This window comes from Streptomyces sp. NRRL S-340 (assembly GCF_000720185.1).
Taxonomy (GTDB): domain Bacteria; phylum Actinomycetota; class Actinomycetes; order Streptomycetales; family Streptomycetaceae; genus Streptomyces.
In genome coordinates this window covers 81,692-103,747 of the sequence record NZ_JOIY01000033.1, presented here as the reverse complement: position 1 = coordinate 103,747, position 22,056 = coordinate 81,692, and the positions used below count along the sequence as shown (strand labels likewise).

The window sequence follows — 22,056 nt, the reverse complement described above, 5'->3', positions numbered from 1 at the left end:
AGAGCCCCGCCGCCCACTCGGCCTCTCCCGAGCGGCACGGCACGGGCACAGCTCTTACGCTCGGTTCATGTCAGAGGTGTACGCGGCCCGCCGGACCCGGCTACGGGAGCGCTGCAACGCGGGCGGCAGCGCGGCGGCGCTGGTGACTCGTCCCGCCAATGTGCGGTACCTGGCGGGAGCAGCCCCGCACGGTGCCGTCCTGCTCCTCGGAAAGCGCGAGGACCTGCTGGTGTGCCCGAGCGCACCGGACGACCGGCCCGGTGAGGGGCGTCCCGACGAGACGCTGGGGGTGCGGATCCTGCCCCGGCCCGGCGGCGACGCGGCCGTGGCCGCGGCCGACCTGGCGCGCTCCCAGGGCGCCGACTCCCTGGCGATCGAGGAGCACCACGTCACCGTGGCCCGCCACCGGGCGCTCACCTCGGTCGCCCCGCAGCTGCGCATCGCCGAGCTGGGCAGCGCGGTGGAACAGCTCAGGGTCGTCAAGGACGAGGAGGAGATCTCCTGCCTGCGGATCGGCGCCGAGATCGCGGACCAGGCCCTGGGCGAACTGCTGGAGTCCATCCTGGTCGGCCGCACCGAGCGGCACCTCGCGCTGGAGCTGGAGCGGCGCCTGGTCGACCACGGCGCCGACGGCCCCGCCTTCCCGACCTCGGTGGCCACCGGCCCGAACTCGGGCCGCCGCGGGCACCGGCCGACCGACCGGCGGGTCGAGGAGGGCGACTTCCTCTCGGTGTGCCTGGGCGCCGCCTACCGCGGCTACCGCTGCGAGATCGGCCGGACGTTCGTGATCGGGACCTCCCCGGCGGACTGGCAGATCCAGCTGTACGACCTGGTCTTCGCAGCCCAGCGGGCCGGCCGGGAGGCGCTGACGCCCGGCGCCGCCTACCGCGACGTGGACCGCGCCGCACGGCAGGTGCTGGACTCCGCCGGGTACACCGAGGGCCTGCAGCCCCTCACGGGACACGGGGTCGGACTCGAAATCGACGAGGACCCTCAGCTGGCCCCCGCGGCCATGGGTAAACTGGACGCTTGCGTGCCGGTCACCGTCGAACCGGGGGTCCACCTCCCGGGCCGGGGCGGTGTCCGGATCGATGACACGCTCGTCGTGCGCCCCGAGGCGGACGGCGGACCCGAGCTACTCACCATCACGACCAAGGAGCTGCTCGCGCTGTAGGAGTGCGTGCGCCGGGGTCGTCCACGTCAGTCCAGGAGATTCCGCAACCGTGGCTTCCACGAACGACCTCAAGAACGGCCTGGTGCTCAAGCTCGAAGGCGGCCAGCTCTGGTCCGTCGTCGAGTTCCAGCACGTCAAGCCCGGCAAGGGCCCGGCCTTCGTGCGCACCAAGCTCAAGAACGTGCTCTCCGGCAAGGTCGTCGACAAGACCTTCAACGCCGGTGTCAAGGTCGAGACGGCCACCGTCGACAAGCGCGACATGCAGTTCTCGTACATGGACGGCGAGTACTTCGTCTTCATGGACATGGAGACCTACGACCAGCTGATGGTCGACCGCAAGGCCGTCGGCGACGCCGCCAACTTCCTGATCGAGGGCTTCACCGCCACCGTCGCCCAGCACGAGGGCGAGGTGCTCTTCGTCGAGCTGCCCGCCGCCGTCGAGCTGACCGTGCAGGAGACCGAGCCGGGCGTCCAGGGCGACCGCTCCACCGGTGGCACCAAGCCCGCCACCCTGGAGACCGGCCACCAGATCCAGGTCCCGCTCTTCATCACCACCGGTGAGAAGATCAAGGTCGACACCCGTACGAGCGACTACCTCGGCCGGGTGAACAGCTAACCGTGGCTGCCCGCAACACGGCCCGCAAGCGCGCCTTCCAGATCCTCTTCGAAGGTGACCAGCGCGACGCCGACGTCCTCACCGTCCTCGCGGACTGGGTCCGGCTCTCCCGGTCCGACACCCGGCAGCCCCCGGTCAGCGAGTACACGATGCAGCTGGTCGAGGGCTACGCCGAGCACGCCCGGCGCATCGACGAGCTGATCTCGCAGTACGCGGTGGGCTGGACGCTGGACCGGATGCCGGTCGTCGACCGCAACATCCTGCGGCTCGGCGCGTACGAGCTGATCTGGGTCGACGAGACCCCGGACGCCGTCGTCCTGGACGAGATGGTGCAGCTGGCCAAGGAGTTCTCCACGGACGAGTCGCCCTCGTTCGTCAACGGTCTGCTCGGCCGGCTGAAGGAACTCAAGCCCTCGCTGCGCCGTGGCGTGAACGACGAGGCGTAGGAAGAGCCGCAGACACGTCGCAGGGCCCGCAGCATCGATGCTGCGGGCCCTGCGACGTGTGGTCGGGCACTGGGGGCCACTGCGGCTGCACGGGCCCGCAGAAGCCGACAGAAAGCCGCCGGGGTGGCCGGAACCGTCTGGTTCCGGCCACCCCGGCGGCACGTTTCTGCTGGGTCCGGCGTCGCTGCCGGAGCTGGGCTCAGGCCTCCTCGTGGGACGCCACCGCACGGCGCGCGTCCGCGTCCAGCACACCCCAGCCGATCAGCTGCTCGGTGAGGACCGAGGGCGACTGGTCGTAGATCACGGCGAGGGTGCGCAGGTCGTCCTGGCGGATCGAGAGCACCTTGCCGTTGTAGTCACCGCGCTGGGACTGGATGGTCGCCGCGTACCGCTGCAGCGGGCCCGCCTTCTCGGCCGGCACGGTGGCCAGCCGCTCCAGGTCCAGGACCAGCTTCGGCGGGGGCTCGGCGGCGCCGCCGGGGGTCGTGCCGGGCAGCAGTTCCTGCACCGGGACCCCGTAGAAGTCCGCCAGCTCGGCGAGACGCTGCACGGTCACGGCACGGTCGCCGCGCTCGTACGAACCGACCACGACCGCCTTCCAGCGGCCCTGGCTCTTCTCCTCGACACCGTGGAGGGAAAGGCCCTGCTGGGTGCGGATCGCCCGGAGCTTGGCCCCGAGCTGTTTGGCGTATTCGCTGGACATATGGCTCCCCGGACACTGTGTCGACGCGGCCTGGCTCGGCTGCCACGCCGGGCGGCTGGTAACTCACTGTGAGGTTACGCAGCGTTACTCTGCCGCGTCAAGCCGAATGGTCCACACCGCCTCTTCCGTGCCGACGGCACCCGGTTGCGCCGAACGGGTGACGCACGGGGACGAGGGGGTGCACGGAGCGGCCCGCGGCACCTGCTACCGTGGATGGCGCAATTCCGACGTCCTTTAAGGTCCGTCCCGTGAGGCGGAGAAGGAGGTCCGTTTCGTATGGACAAGCAGGACACGCACACCGGTGCGCAGGCGTCCGATGCGCGGCCCGTTCTCGAGGGCCCCGACATCGCCCGCGTACTGACCCGCATCGCCCACGAGATCGTCGAACGCGCCAAGGGCGCCGACGACGTGGTGCTCCTCGGCATTCCGACCCGCGGCGTCTTCCTCGCCCAGCGGCTCGCCGCCAAGCTCGAACAGATCACCGAGCGCAAGATCCCGGTCGGCTCGCTCGACATCACCATGTACCGCGACGACCTGCGCATGCACCCGCCGCGCGCGCTGGCCCGCACCGAGATCCCCGGGGACGGCATCGACGGCCGTCTCGTCGTCCTCGTCGACGACGTGCTCTTCTCGGGCCGCACCATCCGCGCCGCCCTCGACGCGCTGAACGACATCGGCCGCCCGCGCGCGGTGCAGCTCGCCGTCCTCGTCGACCGGGGCCACCGCGAACTGCCCATCCGCGCCGACTACGTCGGCAAGAACCTCCCCACGTCGCTGCGGGAGACGGTCAAGGTCCAGCTCGCCGAGGAGGACGGTCGCGACACCGTGCTGCTCGGCGCCAAGCCGGCCGCCCCGGGCGAACAGCAGCCGTAGCAACGCGCGCGTACGCACACGCCGTACGTCCCGCGCGCGTGCCCGCACGTGCTCCTGTGCCCGAAATCTCCTGAATGAACTGCCTTACGGAGCCTGACAGATGCAGCGTCATCTCATCTCGGCCGCCGACCTCACCCGCGACGACGCCGTCCTGATCCTCGACACCGCCGAGGAGATGGCCCGGGTCGCCGACCGGCCGATCAAGAAACTGCCGACCCTGCGCGGCCGCACGGTGGTCAACCTCTTCTTCGAGGACTCCACCCGCACCCGGATCTCCTTCGAGGCCGCCGAGAAGCGCCTGTCCGCGGACGTCATCAACTTCACCGCCAAGGGGTCGAGCGTCTCCAAGGGCGAGTCCCTGAAGGACACCGCCCAGACGCTGGAGGCCATGGGCGTCGACGCCGTGGTCATCCGGCACGGCGCTTCCGGCGCCCCCTACCGCCTGGCCAACTCGGGCTGGATCGACGCCGCCGTCATCAACGCCGGGGACGGCACGCACCAGCACCCGACGCAGGCCCTGCTCGACGCGTTCACCATGCGCCGCCGCCTCACCGGCCGGGACGCCGGCCTCGGCCAGGACCTGGCGGGCAGGCGCATCACGATCGTCGGCGACGTCCTGCACAGCCGCGTCGCCCGCTCCAACGTCGACCTGCTGCACACCCTCGGCGCCGACGTCACCCTCGTCGCCCCGCCCACCCTGCTGCCGGTCGGCGTCGAGTCCTGGCCCTGCGAGGTCTCCTACGACCTCGACGCCACGCTGCCCAAGTCGGACGCGGTGATGATGCTGCGCGTGCAGCGCGAACGCATGAACGCCGCCTTCTTCCCCACCGAGCGCGAGTACTCGCGGCGCTACGGCCTCGACGGCGACCGCATGGCCAAGATGCCCGAGCACGCGATCGTGATGCACCCCGGCCCGATGGTCCGCGGCATGGAGATCACCGCCGGCGTCGCCGACTCCGGGCGCTGCACCGCCGTGGAACAGGTCGCCAACGGCGTCTCCATCCGCATGGCCGTGCTCTACCTGCTGCTCGGAGGCAACGAGCCCGCCGTCACCCACACCCGCACCACCGAGGAGAAGTAAGACAAGATGAGCAAGATCCTGATCCGTGGTGCGAAGGTGCTCGGCGGCGAGCCGCAGGACGTGCTGATCGACGGCGGGACCATCGCGGAGGTCGGGTCCGGCCTGTCCGCCGAGGGCGCGGAGGTCGTCGAGGCCGCCGGCAAGGTCCTCCTGCCGGGCCTGGTCGACCTGCACACCCACCTGCGCGAGCCGGGCCGCGAGGACTCCGAGACGGTCCTGACCGGCACCCGCGCCGCCGCCGCCGGCGGCTACACCGCCGTGTTCGCCATGGCCAACACCTTCCCGGTCGCGGACACCGCGGGCGTGGTCGAGCAGGTCTGGCGGCTCGGCCGCGAGCACGGCTACTGCGACGTGCAGCCCGTCGGCGCCGTCACCGTCGGCCTGGAGGGCAGGAAGCTCGCCGAGCTGGGCGCCATGCACGAGTCGGCCGCCGGCGTCACCGTCTTCTCCGACGACGGCAAGTGCGTCGACGACGCGGTGATCATGCGCCGGGCCCTGGAGTACGTGAAGGCGTTCGGCGGTGTCGTCGCCCAGCACGCGCAGGAGCCCCGCCTCACCGAGGGCGCCCAGATGAACGAGGGCGTCGTCTCCGCCGAGCTTGGCCTGGGCGGCTGGCCGGCCGTCGCCGAGGAGTCGGTCATCGCCCGGGACGTGCTGCTCGCCGAGCACGTCGGCTCCCGCGTCCACATCTGCCACCTGTCGACCGCCGGCAGCGTCGAGATCGTCCGCTGGGCCAAGTCCCGCGGCATCGACGTGACCGCCGAGGTCACCCCGCACCACCTGCTCCTCACCGACGAGCTGGTGCGCACCTACAACCCCGTCTACAAGGTCAACCCGCCGCTGCGCACCGAGCGCGACGTGCTGGCCCTGCGCGAGGCGCTCGCCGACGGCACGATCGACATCGTCGCCACCGACCACGCCCCGCACCCGCACGAGGACAAGGACTGCGAGTGGGCCGCCGCCGCCATGGGCATGGTCGGCCTGGAGACGGCCCTGTCGGTGGTCCAGGAGACCATGGTCGACACCGGACTGCTGGACTGGGCGGCCGTCGCCGACCGCATGTCCTTCGCGCCGGCCCGCATCGGGCGGGCCGCCGGCCACGGCCGCCCCGTCTCGGCAGGCGAGCCCGCCAACCTCACACTCGTCGACACGGAATACCGTGGGCAGGTGGACCCCGCGGGCTTCGCCTCGCGCAGCCGCAACACCCCGTACGAGGGACGTGAGCTGCCGGGCCGTGTCACCCACACGTGGCTCCGGGGCAAGGCCACGCTCGTCGACGGGAAGCTCACGTGACACCTGCAACACTGCTCGCAGCCGGGCTCGGCACCCACCTCGCCGCCGGGGAGAAGTCGGCGACGGTCACCGACTGGGGCGGACGCATCGGCTGGCTGGTCGGCCTCGCCCTCTTCGTCGCCCTCGTCTACTGGCTGATGCGCGAGGGCTGGAAGTGGCGCGGCACCCTCCAGAGCGACCTGCCGGAGCTGCCCGCCGCGCCGCGGGAGCCCGGCGCGGCGAGACTGACGACGACCGGCCGCTACCACGGCTCCACCACGGCCGGTCAGTGGCTGGACCGCATCGTGGCGCACGGCCTGGGAACCCGCAGCCGGGCCGAGCTGACCCTGACGGACGCGGGACTGGACGTCGTACGCCCCGGCGCGCGCGACTTCTTCGTCCCGGCGGCACAGCTGCGCGGGGCCCGGCTCGACAAGGGCATCGCCGGCAAGGTCCTCACCGAGGGCGGCCTGCTGGTGGTGACCTGGGAGCACGGAGGCAAGCTGCTCGACTCGGGGTTCCGCTCCGACAGGGCGGCCGAGCACACCGAGTGGGTCGCAGCCCTCAACTCCATGACCGAAACGAAGCTCGAAACGAACACCACGGAAGGCGTCGAACGATGACCACCTCCATCCAGGGGAACGCCTCGCGCAGGCAGAGGGCGCTTCCCGCCGTACTCGTCCTGGAGGACGGCCGGGTCTTCCGGGGCCGCGCCTACGGCGCCGTGGGGGAGACGTTCGGCGAGGCCGTGTTCTCCACCGGCATGACCGGCTACCAGGAGACCCTCACCGACCCGTCGTACCACCGGCAGGTCGTCGTCATGACCGCCCCGCACGTCGGCAACACCGGCGTCAACGACGAGGACCCCGAGTCCCAGCGCATCTGGGTGGCCGGCTATGTCGTCCGCGACCCCGCGCGGGTGCCCTCCAACTGGCGCTCCCGCCGCTCCCTGGACGAGGAGCTGGCCGCGCAGGGCGTCGTCGGCATCAGCGGCATCGACACCCGCGCGCTCACCCGCCACCTGCGCGAGCGCGGCGCCATGCGCGTCGGCATCTTCAGCGGCGACGCCGTCCAGGACGACGCCGCGCTGCTGGCCCGCGTCCAGGAGGCGCCCGAGATGGTCGGCGCCGACCTGTCCGCCGAGGTCGCCACCAAGGAGGCGTACGTCGTCCCCGCGATCGGTGAGAAGAAGTTCACCGTCGCCGCCGTCGACCTCGGCATCAAGGGCATGACCCCGCACCGCATGGCCGAGCGCGGCATCGAGGTGCACGTCCTGCCCGCCACCGCCACCCTGGAGGACGTCTACGCGGTCCGGCCCGACGGCGTGTTCTTCTCCAACGGCCCCGGCGACCCCGCCACCGCCGACCACCCCGTCTCCGTGATGCGGGGCGTCCTGGAGCGCGGCACGCCGCTGTTCGGCATCTGCTTCGGCAACCAGATCCTCGGCCGCGCCCTCGGCTTCGGCACCTACAAGCTGAAGTACGGTCACCGCGGCATCAACCAGCCGGTGCAGGACCGTACGACCGGCAAGGTCGAGGTCACCGCGCACAACCACGGCTTCGCCGTGGACGCCCCGGCCGACCAGGTCTCCGACACCCCCTTCGGCCGCGCCGAGGTCTCCCACGTCTGCCTCAACGACAACGTGGTGGAGGGCCTCCAGCTCCTCGACAAGCCGGCCTTCAGCGTCCAGTACCACCCCGAAGCGGCGGCCGGTCCGCACGACGCCGCCTACCTGTTCGACCGCTTCGTTTCCCTGATGGAGGGCCAGCGTGCCTAAGCGCACCGATATCCAGTCCGTCCTGGTCATCGGCTCCGGCCCGATCGTCATCGGCCAGGCCGCCGAGTTCGACTACTCCGGCACCCAGGCGTGCCGCGTCCTGAAGGCCGAAGGCCTGCGGGTCGTCCTGGTGAACTCCAACCCGGCGACGATCATGACCGACCCGGAGATCGCCGACGCCACCTACGTCGAACCGATCACCCCCGAGTTCGTCGAGAAGATCATCGCCAAGGAGCGCCCCGACGCCCTGCTGCCCACCCTGGGCGGCCAGACGGCCCTGAACACCGCCATCTCGCTGCACGAGAACGGCGTCCTGGAGAAGTACGGCGTCGAGCTGATCGGCGCCAACGTCGAGGCCATCCACAAGGGCGAGGACCGCGACCAGTTCAAGGAGGTCGTGGAGGAGGTCCGCCGCAAGATCGGGCACGGCGAGTCCGCCCGCTCGGTCATCTGCCACACCATGGACGACGTCCTCGCCGGTGTCGAGGAGCTGGGCGGCTACCCGGTCGTCGTCCGCCCCTCCTTCACCATGGGCGGCGCCGGCTCCGGCTTCGCCCACGACGAGGAGGAACTGCGCCGCATCGCGGGCACCGGCCTCACGCTCTCCCCGACCACCGAGGTCCTCCTGGAGGAGTCCATCCTCGGCTGGAAGGAGTACGAGCTGGAGCTGATGCGCGACAAGAACGACAACGTCGTGGTCGTCTGCTCCATCGAGAACTTCGACCCGATGGGCGTGCACACCGGTGACTCGATCACCGTCGCCCCGGCGATGACGCTCACCGACCGCGAGTACCAGGTCCTGCGCGACATGGGCATCGCGATCATCCGCGAGGTCGGCGTCGACACCGGCGGCTGCAACATCCAGTTCGCGATCAACCCGGTCGACGGCCGGGTGATCGTCATCGAGATGAACCCGCGCGTCTCCCGCTCCTCCGCGCTCGCGTCCAAGGCCACCGGCTTCCCGATCGCGAAGATCGCCGCCAAGCTCGCCGTCGGTTACACCCTCGACGAGATCCCCAACGACATCACGCAGGAGACCCCGGCCTCCTTCGAGCCGACCCTCGACTACGTGGTCGTCAAGGCCCCCCGGTTCGCCTTCGAGAAGTTCCCGAGCGCGGACTCCACCCTCACCACCACCATGAAGTCGGTCGGCGAGGCCATGGCCATCGGCCGCAACTTCACCGAGGCCTTCCAGAAGGCGCTGCGCTCCCTGGAGAAGAAGGGCAGCCAGTTCACCTTCGTCGGCGAGCCGGGTGACAAGCAGGCGCTCCTGGAGCAGTCCGTCCGGCCCACCGACGGCCGCATCAACACGGTCATGCAGGCCGTCCGCGCCGGCGCCACGCCGGAGGAGGTCTTCGAGTACACGAAGATCGACCCCTGGTTCGTCGACCAGCTCTTCCTGATCAAGGAGATCGCCGACGAGCTGGCCGAGGCCCCCGAGCTGACCGCCGAGCTGCTCGCCGAGGCCAAGCGGCACGGCTTCTCCGACCAGCAGATCGCCGAGATCCGCGGGCTGCGCGAGGACGTCGTCCGCGAGGTGCGCCACGCGCTCGGCATCCGCCCGGTCTACAAGACGGTCGACACCTGCGCGGCCGAGTTCGCCGCGAGGACCCCGTACTTCTACTCGTCCTACGACGAGGAGACCGAGGTCGCGCCGCGCGAGAAGCCCGCCGTGATCATCCTGGGCTCCGGCCCCAACCGCATCGGCCAGGGCATCGAGTTCGACTACTCCTGCGTCCACGCCTCCTTCGCGCTGAGCGACGCCGGGTACGAGACCGTGATGGTCAACTGCAACCCGGAGACCGTCTCCACCGACTACGACACCTCCGACCGGCTGTACTTCGAGCCGCTCACCCTGGAGGACGTCCTGGAGATCGTCCACGCCGAACAGCAGGCCGGCCCGGTCGCCGGTGTGGTCGTCCAGCTCGGCGGCCAGACCCCCCTCGGCCTGTCGCAGGCGCTCAAGGACAACGGCGTGCCGGTCGTCGGCACCTCGCCCGAGGCCATCCACGCGGCCGAGGACCGGGGCGCCTTCGGCCAGGTCCTCGCGGAGGCCGGCCTGCCCGCCCCCAAGCACGGCACCGCCACCACGTTCGCGCAGGCCAAGACGATCGCCGACGAGATCGGCTACCCGGTCCTGGTGCGCCCGTCCTACGTCCTGGGCGGCCGCGGCATGGAGATCGTCTACGACGAGGCCCGCCTGGAGGCGTACATCGCCGAGTCGACCGAGATCAGCCCCTCCCGCCCGGTCCTCGTCGACCGCTTCCTCGACGACGCCATAGAGATCGACGTCGACGCCCTCTACGACGGCGAGGAGCTGTACCTGGGCGGCGTCATGGAGCACATCGAGGAGGCCGGCATCCACTCCGGCGACTCGGCGTGCGCGCTGCCGCCGATCACGCTGGGCGGCTTCGACATCAAGCGGCTGCGCGCCTCCACCGAGGCCATCGCCAAGGGTGTCGGGGTGCGCGGTCTGATCAACATCCAGTTCGCGCTGGCCGGTGACATCCTCTACGTCCTGGAGGCCAACCCGCGCGCCTCCCGCACCGTGCCCTTCACCTCGAAGGCGACCGCGGTGCCGCTGGCGAAGGCCGCCGCCCGGATCTCGCTGGGCGCGACCATCGCGCAGCTGCGCGAGGAGGGCCTGCTGCCCAGGAACGGCGACGGCGGCACCATTCCGCTCGACGCGCCGATCTCCGTCAAGGAGGCCGTCATGCCGTGGTCGCGCTTCCGCGACATCCACGGCCGCGGCGTCGACACCGTCCTCGGCCCGGAGATGCGCTCCACCGGTGAGGTCATGGGCATCGACTCCGTCTTCGGCACGGCCTACGCCAAGTCGCAGGCGGGCGCCTACGGGCCGCTGCCCACCAAGGGCCGCGCCTTCATCTCGGTCGCCAACCGGGACAAGCGCTCGATGATCTTCCCGGCCCGTGAGCTGGTCGCCCACGGTTTCGAACTGCTCGCCACCTCCGGCACCGCCGAGGTCCTCAAGCGCAACGGCATCAACGCCACGCTGGTGCGCAAGCAGTCCGAGGGCACCGGCCCCAACGGCGAGAAGACCATCGTCCAGCTCATCCACGACGGTGAGGTCGACCTCATCGTCAACACCCCGTACGGCACCGGCGGCCGCCTGGACGGCTACGAGATCCGTACGGCGGCGGTGGCGCGGTCCGTGCCCTGCCTGACGACCGTCCAGGCGCTCGCCGCCGCCGTCCAGGGCATCGACGCCCTCAACCGCGGCGACGTGGGCGTGCGGTCGCTCCAGGAACACGCCGAGTTCCTGACCGCGGCCCGCGACTAGCGGCCGCACCGAGGGGGACACCGGAAACGGTGTCCCCCTCTTCATGAGGGCCCGTGCCTTCATGAGGACCTCTCCCTTCATGAGGACCCGGTCCCCGCACGAGCACCCTGGTCCCTCCACGAGGACCCCTGGCCGCCGCCTCGAGCACCCCCGAAGGACTTCTCCACGATGTACAAGCTCTTCTTCCGTCTGGTCTTCCGGCGCATGGACCCGGAACAGGCCCACCACCTCGCTTTCCGCTGGATCCGCCTGGCCGCCCGCGTCCCGGTCCTGCGCACCTTCGTCGCGGCCGTCCTGGCACCCCGGTACAAGGAACTGCGCACCGAGGCACTGGGGCTGCGCATGCACGGCCCCTTCGGGCTCGCCGCGGGCTTCGACAAGAACGCCGTCGCCATTGATGGCATGTCCATGCTCGGCTTCGACCATGTCGAGATCGGCACGGTCACCGGCGAGCCGCAGCCCGGCAACCCCAGGAAGCGGCTCTTCCGCCTCGTCGAGGACCGCGCGCTCATCAACCGCATGGGCTTCAACAACGACGGCTCGCTGGCCGTGGCGGCCCGCCTGGCCTCCCGCACACCGGTGTTCAGGACCGTGGTGGGCGTCAACATCGGCAAGACCAAGGTCGTCCCCGAGCAGGAGGCGGCCGCCGACTACGTGAAGTCCGCCGAGCGCCTCGCCCCCCACGCCGACTACCTGGTCGTCAACGTCTCCTCGCCCAACACCCCCGGTCTGCGCAACCTCCAGGCGACCGAGGCGCTGCGCCCGCTGCTCAGCGCGGTGCGCGAGGCCGCCGACCGGGCGGTGCCCGCCCGCCGCGTGCCGCTGCTGGTCAAGATCGCGCCGGACCTCGCCGACGAGGACGTGGACGCCGTCGCCGACCTCGCCGTGGAACTCGGCCTGGACGGCATCATCGCCACGAACACCACCATCGCGCGCGAGGGGCTCGGTCTGCGCTCGCGGCCCGCCCTGGTCAAGGAGACCGGCGGCCTGTCCGGCGCGCCCCTGAAGGAACGCTCCCTGGAGGTCCTGCGCCGCCTCTACGCGCGCGTGGGCGACCGCATCACCCTGGTCGGCGTCGGCGGCATCGAGAACGCCGAGGACGCCTGGCAGCGCATCCTGGCCGGCGCCACGCTGGTCCAGGGCTACAGCGCCTTCATCTACGAGGGGCCCTTCTGGGGCCGCGCCATCCACAAGGGCCTCGCCGCGCGCCTGCGCACCAGCCCGTACGCCACCCTGGCCGACGCGGTCGGCGCCGACGTGAGGAAGTCCGCATGAGCCCTCTGGAGCCCTTCGGCGCACGCCTGCGCCGCGCGATGGACGAGCGCGGCCCGCTGTGCGTGGGCATCGACCCGCACGCCTCCCTGCTCGCCGAGTGGGGCCTGAACGACGACGTGGCCGGTCTGGAGCGGTTCAGCCGCACCGTCGTGGAGGCGGTCGCCGGCCGGGTCGCCGTCCTCAAGCCGCAGAGCGCCTTCTTCGAGCGGTTCGGCTCGCGGGGCGTCGCCGTCCTGGAGACGGCGGTCCGGGAGGCCCGGGCCGCCGGTGCGCTGGTCCTCATGGACGCCAAGCGCGGCGACATCGGCTCGACCATGGCGGCCTACGCCGAGTCGTTCCTGCACAAGGACGCGCCGCTGTTCTCGGACGCGCTGACCGTCTCGCCCTACCTGGGCTACGGGTCGCTGAAGCCCGCGGTCGACCTGGCGCGGGAGAGCGGCGCGGGCCTGTTCGTCCTGGCGCTGACCTCCAACCCGGAGGGCGGCGAGGTGCAGCACGCGGTGCGGCCCGACGGCCGGAACGTGGGAGCCACCATGCTCGCCCACCTGGCGCGGGAGAACGCCGGGGAGGGCCCGATGGGCTCCTTCGGCGCGGTGGTCGGCGCCACGCTCGGTGACCTGTCGTCGTACGACCTGGACATCAACGGGCCGCTCCTGGCGCCCGGGATCGGGGCGCAGGGGGCGACGCCGGCCGATCTGCCCGCGGTCTTCGGTCCGGCGGTGCGCAACGTGGTGCCGAACGTCAGCCGCGGTGTTCTGCGTCACGGTCCCGACGTGGTCGCGCTGCGTGACGCGGCGGACCGTTTCGCGCAGGAGATCCGGGCGGCTGTGCGGTCCGACTGAGCCCCGGACGAACGGTCGGGCGGTGCCCCGAGGACGGCCCCGGGTCTGGATACATTCCCAAATCCGGGGCAATATGTCCTAAATGTCCGACCTCACTGAGGCTGACCAGGACTTTTCCGCTGTTCTCGCTGACTCTGGCGCCCTCGACCGCTAGTCTCCGTCGAGAGTCATCGGGCGAGCGTGTTGCTCGTGGCTCCCCAGGTGTGGGGCGACTAGGTTCCTCACCGGTCCGTATCCGACAGTTCGACATCCGAGGTGACGTAGGCGTGGCTCTTCCGCCCCTTACCCCTGAACAGCGCGCAGCCGCGCTCGAAAAGGCCGCCGCGGCTCGCCGGGAGCGGGCCGAGGTCAAGAATCGACTCAAGCACTCCGGCGCCTCCCTGCACGAGGTCATCAAGCAGGGCCAGGAGAACGACGTCATCGGCAAGATGAAGGTGTCCGCCCTTCTTGAGTCCCTGCCGGGCGTGGGCAAGGTCCGCGCCAAGCAGATCATGGAGCGACTCGGCATCTCCGAGAGCCGTCGTGTGCGCGGCCTCGGCTCCAACCAGATCGCTTCCCTGGAGCGTGAGTTCGGCAGCACCGGTTCCTGAGGTCCCGGGCCCCGGGACGGGCGTCCCGGGCACCGCCGGATTGCTGGAATAATCGCTGCATGGCTGTAACACCCCGGGGGACGACCCCCGTACCCCCGGACGCACGTCCGCGGCTGACCGTGCTCTCCGGCCCCTCCGGGGTCGGCAAGAGCACGGTCGTCGCTCATATGCGCAAGGAACACCCCGAGGTCTGGCTCTCGGTGTCGGCGACGACCCGCAAGCCCCGCCCCGGCGAGCAGCACGGCGTCCACTACTTCTTCGTCACCGACGAGGAGATGGACAAGCTGATCGCCAACGGTGAACTGCTGGAGTGGGCCGAGTTCGCCGGCAACCGCTACGGCACGCCGCGCGCAGCCGTGCTGGAGCACCTGGAGGCGGGTGTGCCGGTCCTCCTGGAGATCGACCTCCAGGGCGCCCGGCAGGTCCGCGAGTCCATGCCCGAGGGACGCCTGGTGTTCCTGGCCCCGCCCTCCTGGGAGGAGCTGGTGCGCAGGCTCACCGGCCGGGGCACCGAGCCGCCCGAGGTGATCGAACGCCGGCTCCAGGCCGCGAAGGTCGAGCTGGCGGCCGAGCCCGAGTTCGACGAGACCCTGGTCAACACCTCCGTCGAGGACGTGGCGCGCGAGCTGCTAGCCTTGATGGACGTCGTGTGATCGTCACCGGTCATCCGGACTGATTCTTTCCCATCCATCGGAAGGTAGAGCGTGTCCTCTTCCATCTCCGCGCCCGAGGGCATCATCAACCCGCCGATCGACGAGCTCCTCGAGGCCACCGACTCGAAGTACAGCCTCGTGATCTACGCGGCCAAGCGGGCCCGCCAGATCAACGCGTACTACTCGCAGCTCGGCGAGGGCCTCCTCGAGTACGTCGGTCCGCTCGTCGACACCCACGTCCACGAGAAGCCGCTCTCCATCGCCCTGCGGGAGATCAACGCCGGTCTGCTGACGTCCGAGGCCATCGAAGGCCCGGCGCAGTAACCGCCGACGATACGGCGCAGGTGCGGCGCAGATACGGTGCGACAAGTCGTATCCGCAGACCGCGGTTGGCTTTCTCCACAGGCCCGGCAGCGCGACTGCCGGGCCTGTGGTGTGTCATAGGAGGCGTGCGCCGCACCGGGCGCACCGGGGCCGAGCCAGGGAGAGACGGTGGACAAGCCGAAGGTCGTGCTGGGGGTCAGCGGCGGCATCGCCGCGTACAAGGCCTGTGAACTGTTGCGCCGGTTCACCGAGTCCGGGCACGAGGTGCGCGTCGTCCCCACCGCCTCCGCCCTCCACTTCGTCGGCGCCGCCACATGGTCCGCCCTGTCCGGCAACCCCGTCGCCACCGAGGTCTGGGACGACGTCCACGAGGTGCCGCACGTCCGCATCGGCCAGCACGCCGACCTGGTCGTCGTCGCCCCGGCCACCGCCGACACGCTCGCCAGGGCCGCCCACGGCCTCGCCGACGACCTGCTGACCAACACGCTGCTCACCGCCCGCTGCCCGGTCGTCTTCGCCCCCGCCATGCACACGGAGATGTGGGAGCACCCCGCCACCCAGGAGAACGTGGCGACGCTGCGTCGGCGCGGTGCCGTCGTCATCGAGCCGGCCGTCGGCCGCCTCACCGGCGTCGACACCGGCAAGGGGCGGCTGCCCGACCCGGCGGAGATCTTCGAGGTCTGCCGCCGCGTCCTCGCCCGGGGCGCCGGCGCCCCCGACCTCGCCGGCCGGCACGTCGTCGTCAGCGCGGGCGGCACCCGCGAGCCGCTCGACCCCGTCCGCTTCCTCGGCAACCGCTCGTCCGGCAAGCAGGGCTACGCCCTGGCGCGCACCGCCGCGGCCCGGGGCGCCCGGGTCACCCTGGTCGCCGCCCACACCGAGCTGCCGGACCCGGCGGGCGTCGACCTCGTCCGGGTCTCGACCGCCGTACAGCTGCGCGAGGCGGTACTGAAGGCGGCCGCGGACGCCGACGCGGTGGTGATGGCGGCCGCCGTCGCCGACTTCCGTCCCGCGGTCTACGCGGCCGGGAAGATCAAGAAGCAGGACGACCAGGAGCCCGAGCCCATCGCCCTGGTGCGCAATCCGGACGTCCTCGCGGAGATATCGGCCGACCGGGCGCGGGCCGGGCAGGTGATCGTCGGCTTCGCCGCGGAGACCGACGACGTCCTCGCCAACGGCCGCAGGAAGCTGGCGCGCAAGGGCTGCGACCTCCTCGTGGTGAACGAGGTGGGGGAGCGCAGGACCTTCGGCTCCGAGGAGAACGAGGCGGTGGTGCTGGCCGCCGACGGCGGCGAGACGCCGGTCCCGTACGGGCCGAAGGAGGCCCTGGCCGAGACGGTGTGGGACCTGGTCGTCTCCCGGCTGGGCTGATCGTCCCCGCCGCCTCGCGCGCCACTCGAACACCGCACACCGTCACCCGGCGGCCCTGTTCAATCTCCGCGGGCATTGGGCAGAATGCCCGTGCCGCAGGTCACAGGGCTCCCGAGTGGCGAGACAGGTGGGCCGGTGGCCGAGCGCGACCGATAAACTGTCCACGGACGACGCCGGGCGCAGCCCCCCGTGCCGTCCGCCAATGATCAGCCAGCAGCCGCTGCAACCCCAGGGAGCGTTGTGTCCCGTCGCCTGTTCACTTCGGAGTCCGTGACCGAGGGTCACCCCGACAAGATCGCTGACCAGATCAGCGACACCATCCTCGACGCGCTCCTGCGGGAGGACCCCTCCTCGCGGGTCGCCGTCGAGACGCTGATCACCACCGGCCTGGTGCACGTGGCCGGCGAGGTCACCACCAAGACCTACGCGGACATCGCGACCCTGGTCCGCGGCAAGATCCTCGAGATCGGCTACGACTCCTCCAAGAAGGGCTTCGACGGCGCCTCCTGCGGCGTGTCCGTGTCGATCGGCGCGCAGTCCCCGGACATCGCGCAGGGGGTCGACGCGGCCTACGAGGCCCGTGTCGAGGGCGACGAGGACGAACTGGACCGCCAGGGCGCGGGTGACCAGGGCCTGATGTTCGGCTACGCCTCCGACGAGACGCCGACGCTGATGCCGCTGCCGATCTTCCTCGCGCACCGCCTGTCCAAGCGCCTCTCGGACGTCCGTAAGAACGGCACGATCCCCTACCTGCGCCCCGACGGCAAGACGCAGGTCACCATCGAGTACGACGGTGACAAGGCCGTCCGCCTGGACACGGTCGTCGTCTCCTCGCAGCACGCCTCCGACATCGACCTGGAGTCGCTGCTCGCCCCCGACATCCGCGAGTTCGTCGTCGAGCCGGAGCTGAAGTCGCTCCTGGAGGACGGCATCAAGCTGGACACCGAGGGCTACCGCCTGCTCGTCAACCCCACCGGCCGCTTCGAGATCGGCGGCCCGATGGGCGACGCCGGCCTGACCGGCCGCAAGATCATCATCGACACCTACGGCGGCATGGCCCGCCACGGCGGCGGCGCCTTCTCCGGCAAGGACCCGTCCAAGGTGGACCGCTCGGCCGCGTACGCGATGCGCTGGGTCGCGAAGAACGTGGTGGCCGCGGGCCTCGCCTCCCGCTGCGAGGTGCAGGTCGCGTACGCCATCGGCAAGGCCGAGCCCGTCGGTCTGTTCGTGGAGACCTTCGGCACCCACAAGGTCGAACCCGAGAAGATCGAGAAGGCGATCGACGAGGTCTTCGACCTCCGTCCGGCCGCGATCATCCGCGACCTCGACCTGCTGCGCCCGATCTACTCGCAGACCGCCGCCTACGGCCACTTCGGCCGTGAGCTGCCGGACTTCACCTGGGAGCGCACCGACCGCGTGGACGCCCTGCGCCAGGCCGTGGGCCTGTAACAGCCCGCGGACACAGAGCGCCGGCTCCCGGGACCCGTTCGCGGTCCCGGGAGCCGGCGTCGTCCCGCGGGCGCGGCTCCCGGCGCCGCAGCGGTGGTCAGGCCCGTTGTCAGTGCCGTTTGGTAAAAATGCAAGCGTGAGCAGCGAGAACGGGTCGGGGGACGGCGGGGCCGGAAGTGCGCCGCCCGAGCAGCTTGCGCTCATCCGGGAGACCGTGCGCAAGGCCAAGGAGCCCCGGGCCAAGCCCCGGACCTGGCGCGGCGCGGCCCTCGCCCCGCACCTGCCCGTCGCACGCGTGCTCGTCGACAAGGGCGTGCTCCACCTCGACCGCTCGTTCGACTACGCCGTGCCCGCCGAGCTGGACGCCGACGCGCAGCCCGGGGTCCGGGTGAGGGTGCGCTTCGGCGCCGGACGGCACCGGGTGCGCGAGGGCCGCCGCGAGGGCGGCGGCCTCATCGACGGGTTCCTCGTCGAACGGCGGGCCGAGTCCGACTACTCCGGGCCGCTGGCCGCGCTCGCCCAGGTCGTCTCCCCGGAGCCCGTCCTGAGCGAGGAACTCCTGGCGCTGGTCCGAGCCGTCGCCGACCGGTACGCGGGCAGCGTGGCCGACGTGCTCCAGCTCGCCGTCCCACCGCGCAGCGCGCGCGCCGAACAGCGGCCCTCGCCCGCCCCGCTGCCGCCGCCGAAGGCCCCGGAGCCGGGCTCCTGGACCCGTTACGGGCACGGGGCCGCCTTCATCGAGTCGCTGGCCGCGGGCGGCGCCCCCCGGGCCGTGTGGAACGCCCTGCCCGGGCCGCAGTGGAGCGAGGAGACGGCGCGGGCCGTGGCCGCGACGCTCGCGTCCGGGCGCGGCGCGCTCGTCGTGGCCCCCGACGGCCGCATCGCCGCCCGGCTCGACGCCGCGCTGACCGCGCTCCTGGGCGAGGGACGGCACGCGCTGCTCACCGCCGACGCGGGGCCCGAGAAGCGCTACCGGCAGTGGCTCGCGGTGAGCAGGGGCTCGGTGCGGGCCGTGGTCGGCACCCGCGCCGCCATGTTCGCGCCGGTGCGCGACCTCGGGCTGGTCGCCCTGTGGGACGACGGGGACGACAGCCACAGCGAACAGCACGCACCGCAGCCGCACGCGCGCGAGGTGCTGCTGCTGCGCGCCGCGCAGGACGGGTGCGCCTTCCTGCTCGGCGGCTGGAGCTGCACCGTGGAGGCGGCCCAGCTCGTCGAGACCGGCTGGGCACGGCCCCTGGTCGCCGCGCGGGACCAGGTCAGGCGGGCCGCGCCCCTCGTGCGTACGGTGGGCGACGGCGACCTCGCGCGGGACGAGGCCGCGCGGGCCGCCCGACTGCCCTCGCTCGCCTGGCAGGCGGCCAGGGAGGGGCTGCGGCACGGCCCCGTCCTGGTCCAGGTCCCCCGGCGCGGGTACGCGCCGCGGATGGCCTGCGCGCAGTGCCGGGCCCCGGCCCGCTGCCGGCACTGCGCCGGTCCGCTGGAGGGCCAGGACGCGGGCATCCTGCGCTGCGGCTGGTGCGGCCGGGAGGAGTCCCGCTGGCACTGCCCGGAGTGCGGCGCCTTCCGGCTGCGGGCCCAGGTGGTCGGGGCCCGGCGCACCGCGGAGGAACTGGGGCGGGCTTTCCCCGCCGTACCGGTGCGCACGTCGGGCCGCGAACACGTGCTCGACACGGTGCCGGGCACGCCCGCCCTGGTGGTGAGCACACCGGGGGCCGAGCCGGTCGCCGAGGGCGGCTACGCGGCGGCCCTCCTGCTGGACGGCTGGGCCATGCTGGGGCGGCCCGACCTGCGGGCCGGCGAGGACGCCCTGCGCCGCTGGATCGGCGCCGCGGCCCTGGTGCGGCCGCAGGAGGCGGGCGGCACTGTGGTCGTCGTGGCCGAGCCGACCCTGCGCCCCGTGCAGGCGCTGGTGCGCTGGGACCCCGTGGGGCACGCGCTGCGGGAGCTGTCCGAGCGGGCCGAGCTGGGCTTCCCGCCGGTGTCCCGGATGGCGGCCGTGACGGGCCCCGGGGCGGCGGTCGCGGACTTCCTGCGCGCGGTCGAACTGCCGCGCGACGCCGAGATCCTCGGGCCCGTGCCGGTGCCGGACACCCCGGCCGGCCGCCCCCGGCGGCCCGGCGCGCCGCCGCCCGGCGAGCACTGGGAGCGGGCGCTGGTCCGCGTGCCGCCCGGCAGCGGCTCCGCCCTCGCCGCGGCCCTGAAGAGCGCACAGGCGGCCCGGACGGCCCGGGGGAGCGGCGAGGCGGTCTGGGTGCGGATCGATCCGCCGGACATCGGGTGACGGACCGGGCGCGGCGTCCGGTGCGTGCGATCGCAAGGCGCCGGAAGGTCCTTGTAGCGGAGCTACCAGGGCCTTTCGGCAACGCCGCGAGCGTGCGTGCCGGACGTCGCGAGCCGGGCGCCCCTTTTGTTCGCAACTCTAAGAGCCCTCGTGGCGAGGACTTCCGTTGCGCGGCCTGCGTCCGCCGAGGACCTGGTCCCGGGCCGGCGGGCTCCCGCCGCGGCGGGCCCGCGCCGGGTGCGGTGCGTCAGCCGTTGCGCGGGCCAGGGAAGGCCGTCGGCCTGACGTCCTCGCGCAGCGCCGGGCTGCCGGCCGTCGGCTGTGTCGGCATGGACCGGGCGGCCGGGACCGTGGGCACCGCGGGCGCCGTGGCCAGGCCGGGGCCCAGGGCGACCGGCCGGGTGCCCGGCGTCTCCGGCGCACGCTCGGCCTCGGCGGCGGCCGCCTGTGCGGCGGCGCGGCGTGCACCGTAACGCCGGTGCACCGCCTGCTTGGTGACGCCGAGCGCCGAGCCCACCGCGTCCCACGAGAAGCCGAGCGAGCGGTCGAAGTCGACGGCGGCCGTGACCAGGGTCTCGACGCTGTCCCGCAGTTCCTGCGCGAGGCGGACCGTCGGGGCGGGGGCCCGTCCGTAGACGACGAAGCCCGTGGAGGGCCCGGAGCGGCGCGGGCGGTAGACGTTGCCCAACTGGGCGGTGAGCGTGCGCAGTGCGTCCACCTGCCGGCGGACCCGCTCGATGTCCCGCACCAGCAAGTGCAGGCTGGCCCGGGCCTGGGCGTCGTGGGTTGCGTGGTCGGCCATGAACAAGCCTCTCGAACCGGCGTTGAAAGGAACGGGCCGTACGAGCGGCCCCTTTTGGTCAACTCTCACTTGACCAACGCGTTTTCCGCCCGCTGGTCACGCTGTGGGGGCGTAAGGGCATATGCGTACGCCCCCCCCGTGGAGCGGCTGTGCGCTGCGGCCCCCGCCTGCGGCCGCTTCCCGCCCACGGCCGTACGGGGTCATAGACTTGTGGGCCGCGTACCCGCCCCGAACACCCCGACCGAGAGGCCCGCACCCGCCCATGAAGCTCGTCTTCGCCGGTACCCCCGAGGTCGCCGTTCCCGCCCTGGACGCCCTGCTCGCCTCCGGGCGGCACGAGGTGGCGGCCGTCGTCACCCGCCCCGACGCACCCGCCGGCCGGGGGCGCAGGCTGATCGCGAGCCCGGTCGCCGAACGCGCCGAGGAGGCCGGGATCGAGGTGCTCAAGCCGGCCAGGCCGCGCGACCCCGACTTCCAGGAGCGGCTCAAGGAGATCGCCCCGGACTGCTGCCCCGTCGTCGCCTACGGTGCCCTGCTGCCCAGGACCGCCCTGGACATCCCCGTGCACGGCTGGGTCAACCTGCACTTCTCGCTGCTGCCTGCGTGGCGCGGTGCCGCGCCGGTGCAGCACAGCCTCATGGCCGGTGACGAGATCACCGGCGCCTCCACGTTCCTCATCGAGGAGGGGCTGGACTCCGGTCCGGTCTACGGCACCGTCACGGAGGCGATCCGTCCCACCGACACCAGCGGTGACCTGCTCACCCGGCTCGCGCTCGCCGGGGCGGGGCTGCTCGCGGCGACCATGGACGGCATCGAGGACGGCACCCTGAAGGCCGTACCGCAGCCGTCGGAGGGCGTGACCCTCGCGCCCAAGATCACGGTCGAGGACGCCCGGGTCGACTGGACCGCCCCAGCCCTGCGCGTGGACCGCGTGGTCCGCGGGTGCACGCCGGCGCCGGGCGCCTGGACCACGTTCCGCGGCGAACGCCTCAAGCTGATCCAGGTCGCCCCCGTACCCCGGCGCACCGGCCTCGCGCCCGGCGCGCTCGCCGCCGGCAAGAACGACGTCCACGTCGGTACGGGTTCGTACGCGGTGGAGCTGCTGTGGGTGCAGGCCCAGGGCAAGAAGCCGATGCGGGCGGCGGACTGGGCACGGGGCGTGCGCATCGCCGAGGGCGAGACCCTCGGCGGCTGACCGGCGCCGTGCGCCTTCGGCGCGGTCG

20 protein-coding genes are annotated in these 22,056 nt (G+C 72.3%); 18 read left to right on the top strand and 2 right to left on the bottom strand.

All coding sequences use genetic code 11. From position 1 onward, the window contains the following. Positions 1 to 67 precede the first annotated feature (67 nt). Genes IG64_RS24740 through nusB form a run of 3 tightly spaced genes read left to right on the top strand, consistent with a single transcriptional unit; the run spans position 68 to position 2,236 of the window. Positions 68 to 1,174, top strand: a complete 1,107-nt coding sequence (locus tag IG64_RS24740; RefSeq protein ID WP_037860004.1) for an aminopeptidase P family protein — start codon at positions 68 to 70, stop codon at positions 1,172 to 1,174. A 49-nt stretch (positions 1,175 to 1,223) separates the two neighbouring features. Next, complete coding sequence (gene efp / locus IG64_RS24735; protein ID WP_009187601.1) at positions 1,224 to 1,790, top strand: elongation factor P; 567 nt, start codon at positions 1,224 to 1,226, stop codon at positions 1,788 to 1,790. Positions 1,791 to 1,792: 2 nt separating this feature from the next. After that, a complete protein-coding gene (gene nusB, locus IG64_RS24730) occupies positions 1,793 to 2,236 on the top strand; it encodes a transcription antitermination factor NusB (protein ID WP_037860001.1) in 444 nt (147 codons plus the stop codon). A gap of 199 nt (positions 2,237 to 2,435) precedes the next feature. Here nusB and bldD read toward each other — a convergent pair whose 3' ends face one another. Beyond that, complete coding sequence (gene bldD / locus IG64_RS24725; RefSeq protein WP_037859999.1) at positions 2,436 to 2,939, bottom strand: transcriptional regulator BldD; 504 nt, start codon at positions 2,937 to 2,939, stop codon at positions 2,436 to 2,438. 276 nt (positions 2,940 to 3,215) lie between these two features. Between bldD and pyrR the strand changes: the two genes are divergently transcribed. From pyrR to IG64_RS24655, 14 genes are all read left to right on the top strand, one after another. Next, a complete protein-coding gene (gene pyrR / locus IG64_RS24720) occupies positions 3,216 to 3,812 on the top strand; it encodes a bifunctional pyr operon transcriptional regulator/uracil phosphoribosyltransferase PyrR (RefSeq protein ID WP_037859996.1) in 597 nt (198 codons plus the stop codon). Between the two features lie 100 nt (positions 3,813 to 3,912). Then, a complete protein-coding gene (locus tag IG64_RS24715) occupies positions 3,913 to 4,893 on the top strand; it encodes an aspartate carbamoyltransferase catalytic subunit (protein ID WP_037859993.1) in 981 nt (326 codons plus the stop codon). 6 nt (positions 4,894 to 4,899) lie between these two features. Beyond that, positions 4,900 to 6,186: a dihydroorotase gene (locus tag IG64_RS24710; protein ID WP_037859990.1), complete on the top strand. Its 1,287-nt coding sequence runs from the start codon at positions 4,900 to 4,902 to the stop codon at positions 6,184 to 6,186. After that, positions 6,183 to 6,788 carry a hypothetical protein gene (locus tag IG64_RS24705; RefSeq protein ID WP_037859988.1) on the top strand — a complete coding sequence of 202 codons (606 nt, stop codon included), beginning with the start codon at positions 6,183 to 6,185 and terminating at the stop codon, positions 6,786 to 6,788. Before IG64_RS24710 ends, IG64_RS24705 begins: the two co-directional genes overlap by 4 nt. Next, complete coding sequence (gene carA, locus IG64_RS24700) at positions 6,785 to 7,942, top strand: glutamine-hydrolyzing carbamoyl-phosphate synthase small subunit (protein ID WP_037859987.1); 1,158 nt, start codon at positions 6,785 to 6,787, stop codon at positions 7,940 to 7,942. Before IG64_RS24705 ends, carA begins: the two co-directional genes overlap by 4 nt. Further along, positions 7,935 to 11,243 carry a carbamoyl-phosphate synthase large subunit gene (gene carB / locus IG64_RS24695; protein WP_037859985.1) on the top strand — a complete coding sequence of 1,103 codons (3,309 nt, stop codon included), beginning with the start codon at positions 7,935 to 7,937 and terminating at the stop codon, positions 11,241 to 11,243. The genes carA and carB overlap by 8 nt, the downstream gene beginning before the upstream one ends. A 168-nt stretch (positions 11,244 to 11,411) precedes the next feature. Beyond that, positions 11,412 to 12,518 carry a quinone-dependent dihydroorotate dehydrogenase gene (locus IG64_RS24690; protein ID WP_037859983.1) on the top strand — a complete coding sequence of 369 codons (1,107 nt, stop codon included), beginning with the start codon at positions 11,412 to 11,414 and terminating at the stop codon, positions 12,516 to 12,518. After that, positions 12,515 to 13,360: an orotidine-5'-phosphate decarboxylase gene (pyrF, locus tag IG64_RS24685; protein WP_037859981.1), complete on the top strand. Its 846-nt coding sequence runs from the start codon at positions 12,515 to 12,517 to the stop codon at positions 13,358 to 13,360. The genes IG64_RS24690 and pyrF overlap by 4 nt, the downstream gene beginning before the upstream one ends. Before the next feature lie 266 nt (positions 13,361 to 13,626). Continuing rightward, positions 13,627 to 13,950 carry an integration host factor gene (locus IG64_RS24680; protein WP_003977346.1) on the top strand — a complete coding sequence of 108 codons (324 nt, stop codon included), beginning with the start codon at positions 13,627 to 13,629 and terminating at the stop codon, positions 13,948 to 13,950. A 59-nt stretch (positions 13,951 to 14,009) separates the two neighbouring features. Continuing rightward, positions 14,010 to 14,603: a guanylate kinase gene (gene gmk, locus IG64_RS24675; protein ID WP_051813308.1), complete on the top strand. Its 594-nt coding sequence runs from the start codon at positions 14,010 to 14,012 to the stop codon at positions 14,601 to 14,603. A gap of 51 nt (positions 14,604 to 14,654) precedes the next feature. Beyond that, positions 14,655 to 14,927, top strand: coding sequence for a DNA-directed RNA polymerase subunit omega (gene rpoZ, locus IG64_RS24670; protein ID WP_003977348.1), 273 nt, complete (start codon positions 14,655 to 14,657; stop codon positions 14,925 to 14,927). Between the two features lie 168 nt (positions 14,928 to 15,095). Further along, positions 15,096 to 16,298 carry a bifunctional phosphopantothenoylcysteine decarboxylase/phosphopantothenate--cysteine ligase CoaBC gene (gene coaBC / locus IG64_RS24665; protein ID WP_037859975.1) on the top strand — a complete coding sequence of 401 codons (1,203 nt, stop codon included), beginning with the start codon at positions 15,096 to 15,098 and terminating at the stop codon, positions 16,296 to 16,298. Positions 16,299 to 16,538: 240 nt separating this feature from the next. Next, positions 16,539 to 17,747 carry a methionine adenosyltransferase gene (gene metK / locus IG64_RS24660; protein WP_037859971.1) on the top strand — a complete coding sequence of 403 codons (1,209 nt, stop codon included), beginning with the start codon at positions 16,539 to 16,541 and terminating at the stop codon, positions 17,745 to 17,747. A 136-nt stretch (positions 17,748 to 17,883) separates the two neighbouring features. Further along, a complete protein-coding gene (locus IG64_RS24655; protein WP_037859968.1) occupies positions 17,884 to 20,031 on the top strand; it encodes a primosomal protein N' in 2,148 nt (715 codons plus the stop codon). A 247-nt stretch (positions 20,032 to 20,278) separates the two neighbouring features. Here the strand turns inward: IG64_RS24655 and IG64_RS24650 are convergent, their stop codons facing one another. Then, on the bottom strand, positions 20,279 to 20,833 hold the full coding sequence (locus tag IG64_RS24650) for a hypothetical protein (RefSeq protein WP_037859965.1): 555 nt from the start codon (positions 20,831 to 20,833) through the stop codon (positions 20,279 to 20,281). Positions 20,834 to 21,095: 262 nt separating this feature from the next. Here IG64_RS24650 and fmt point away from each other — a divergent pair, with 262 nt between their 5' ends. Beyond that, positions 21,096 to 22,028, top strand: a complete 933-nt coding sequence (fmt, locus tag IG64_RS24645; protein ID WP_037859962.1) for a methionyl-tRNA formyltransferase — start codon at positions 21,096 to 21,098, stop codon at positions 22,026 to 22,028. Positions 22,029 to 22,056 lie beyond the last annotated feature (28 nt).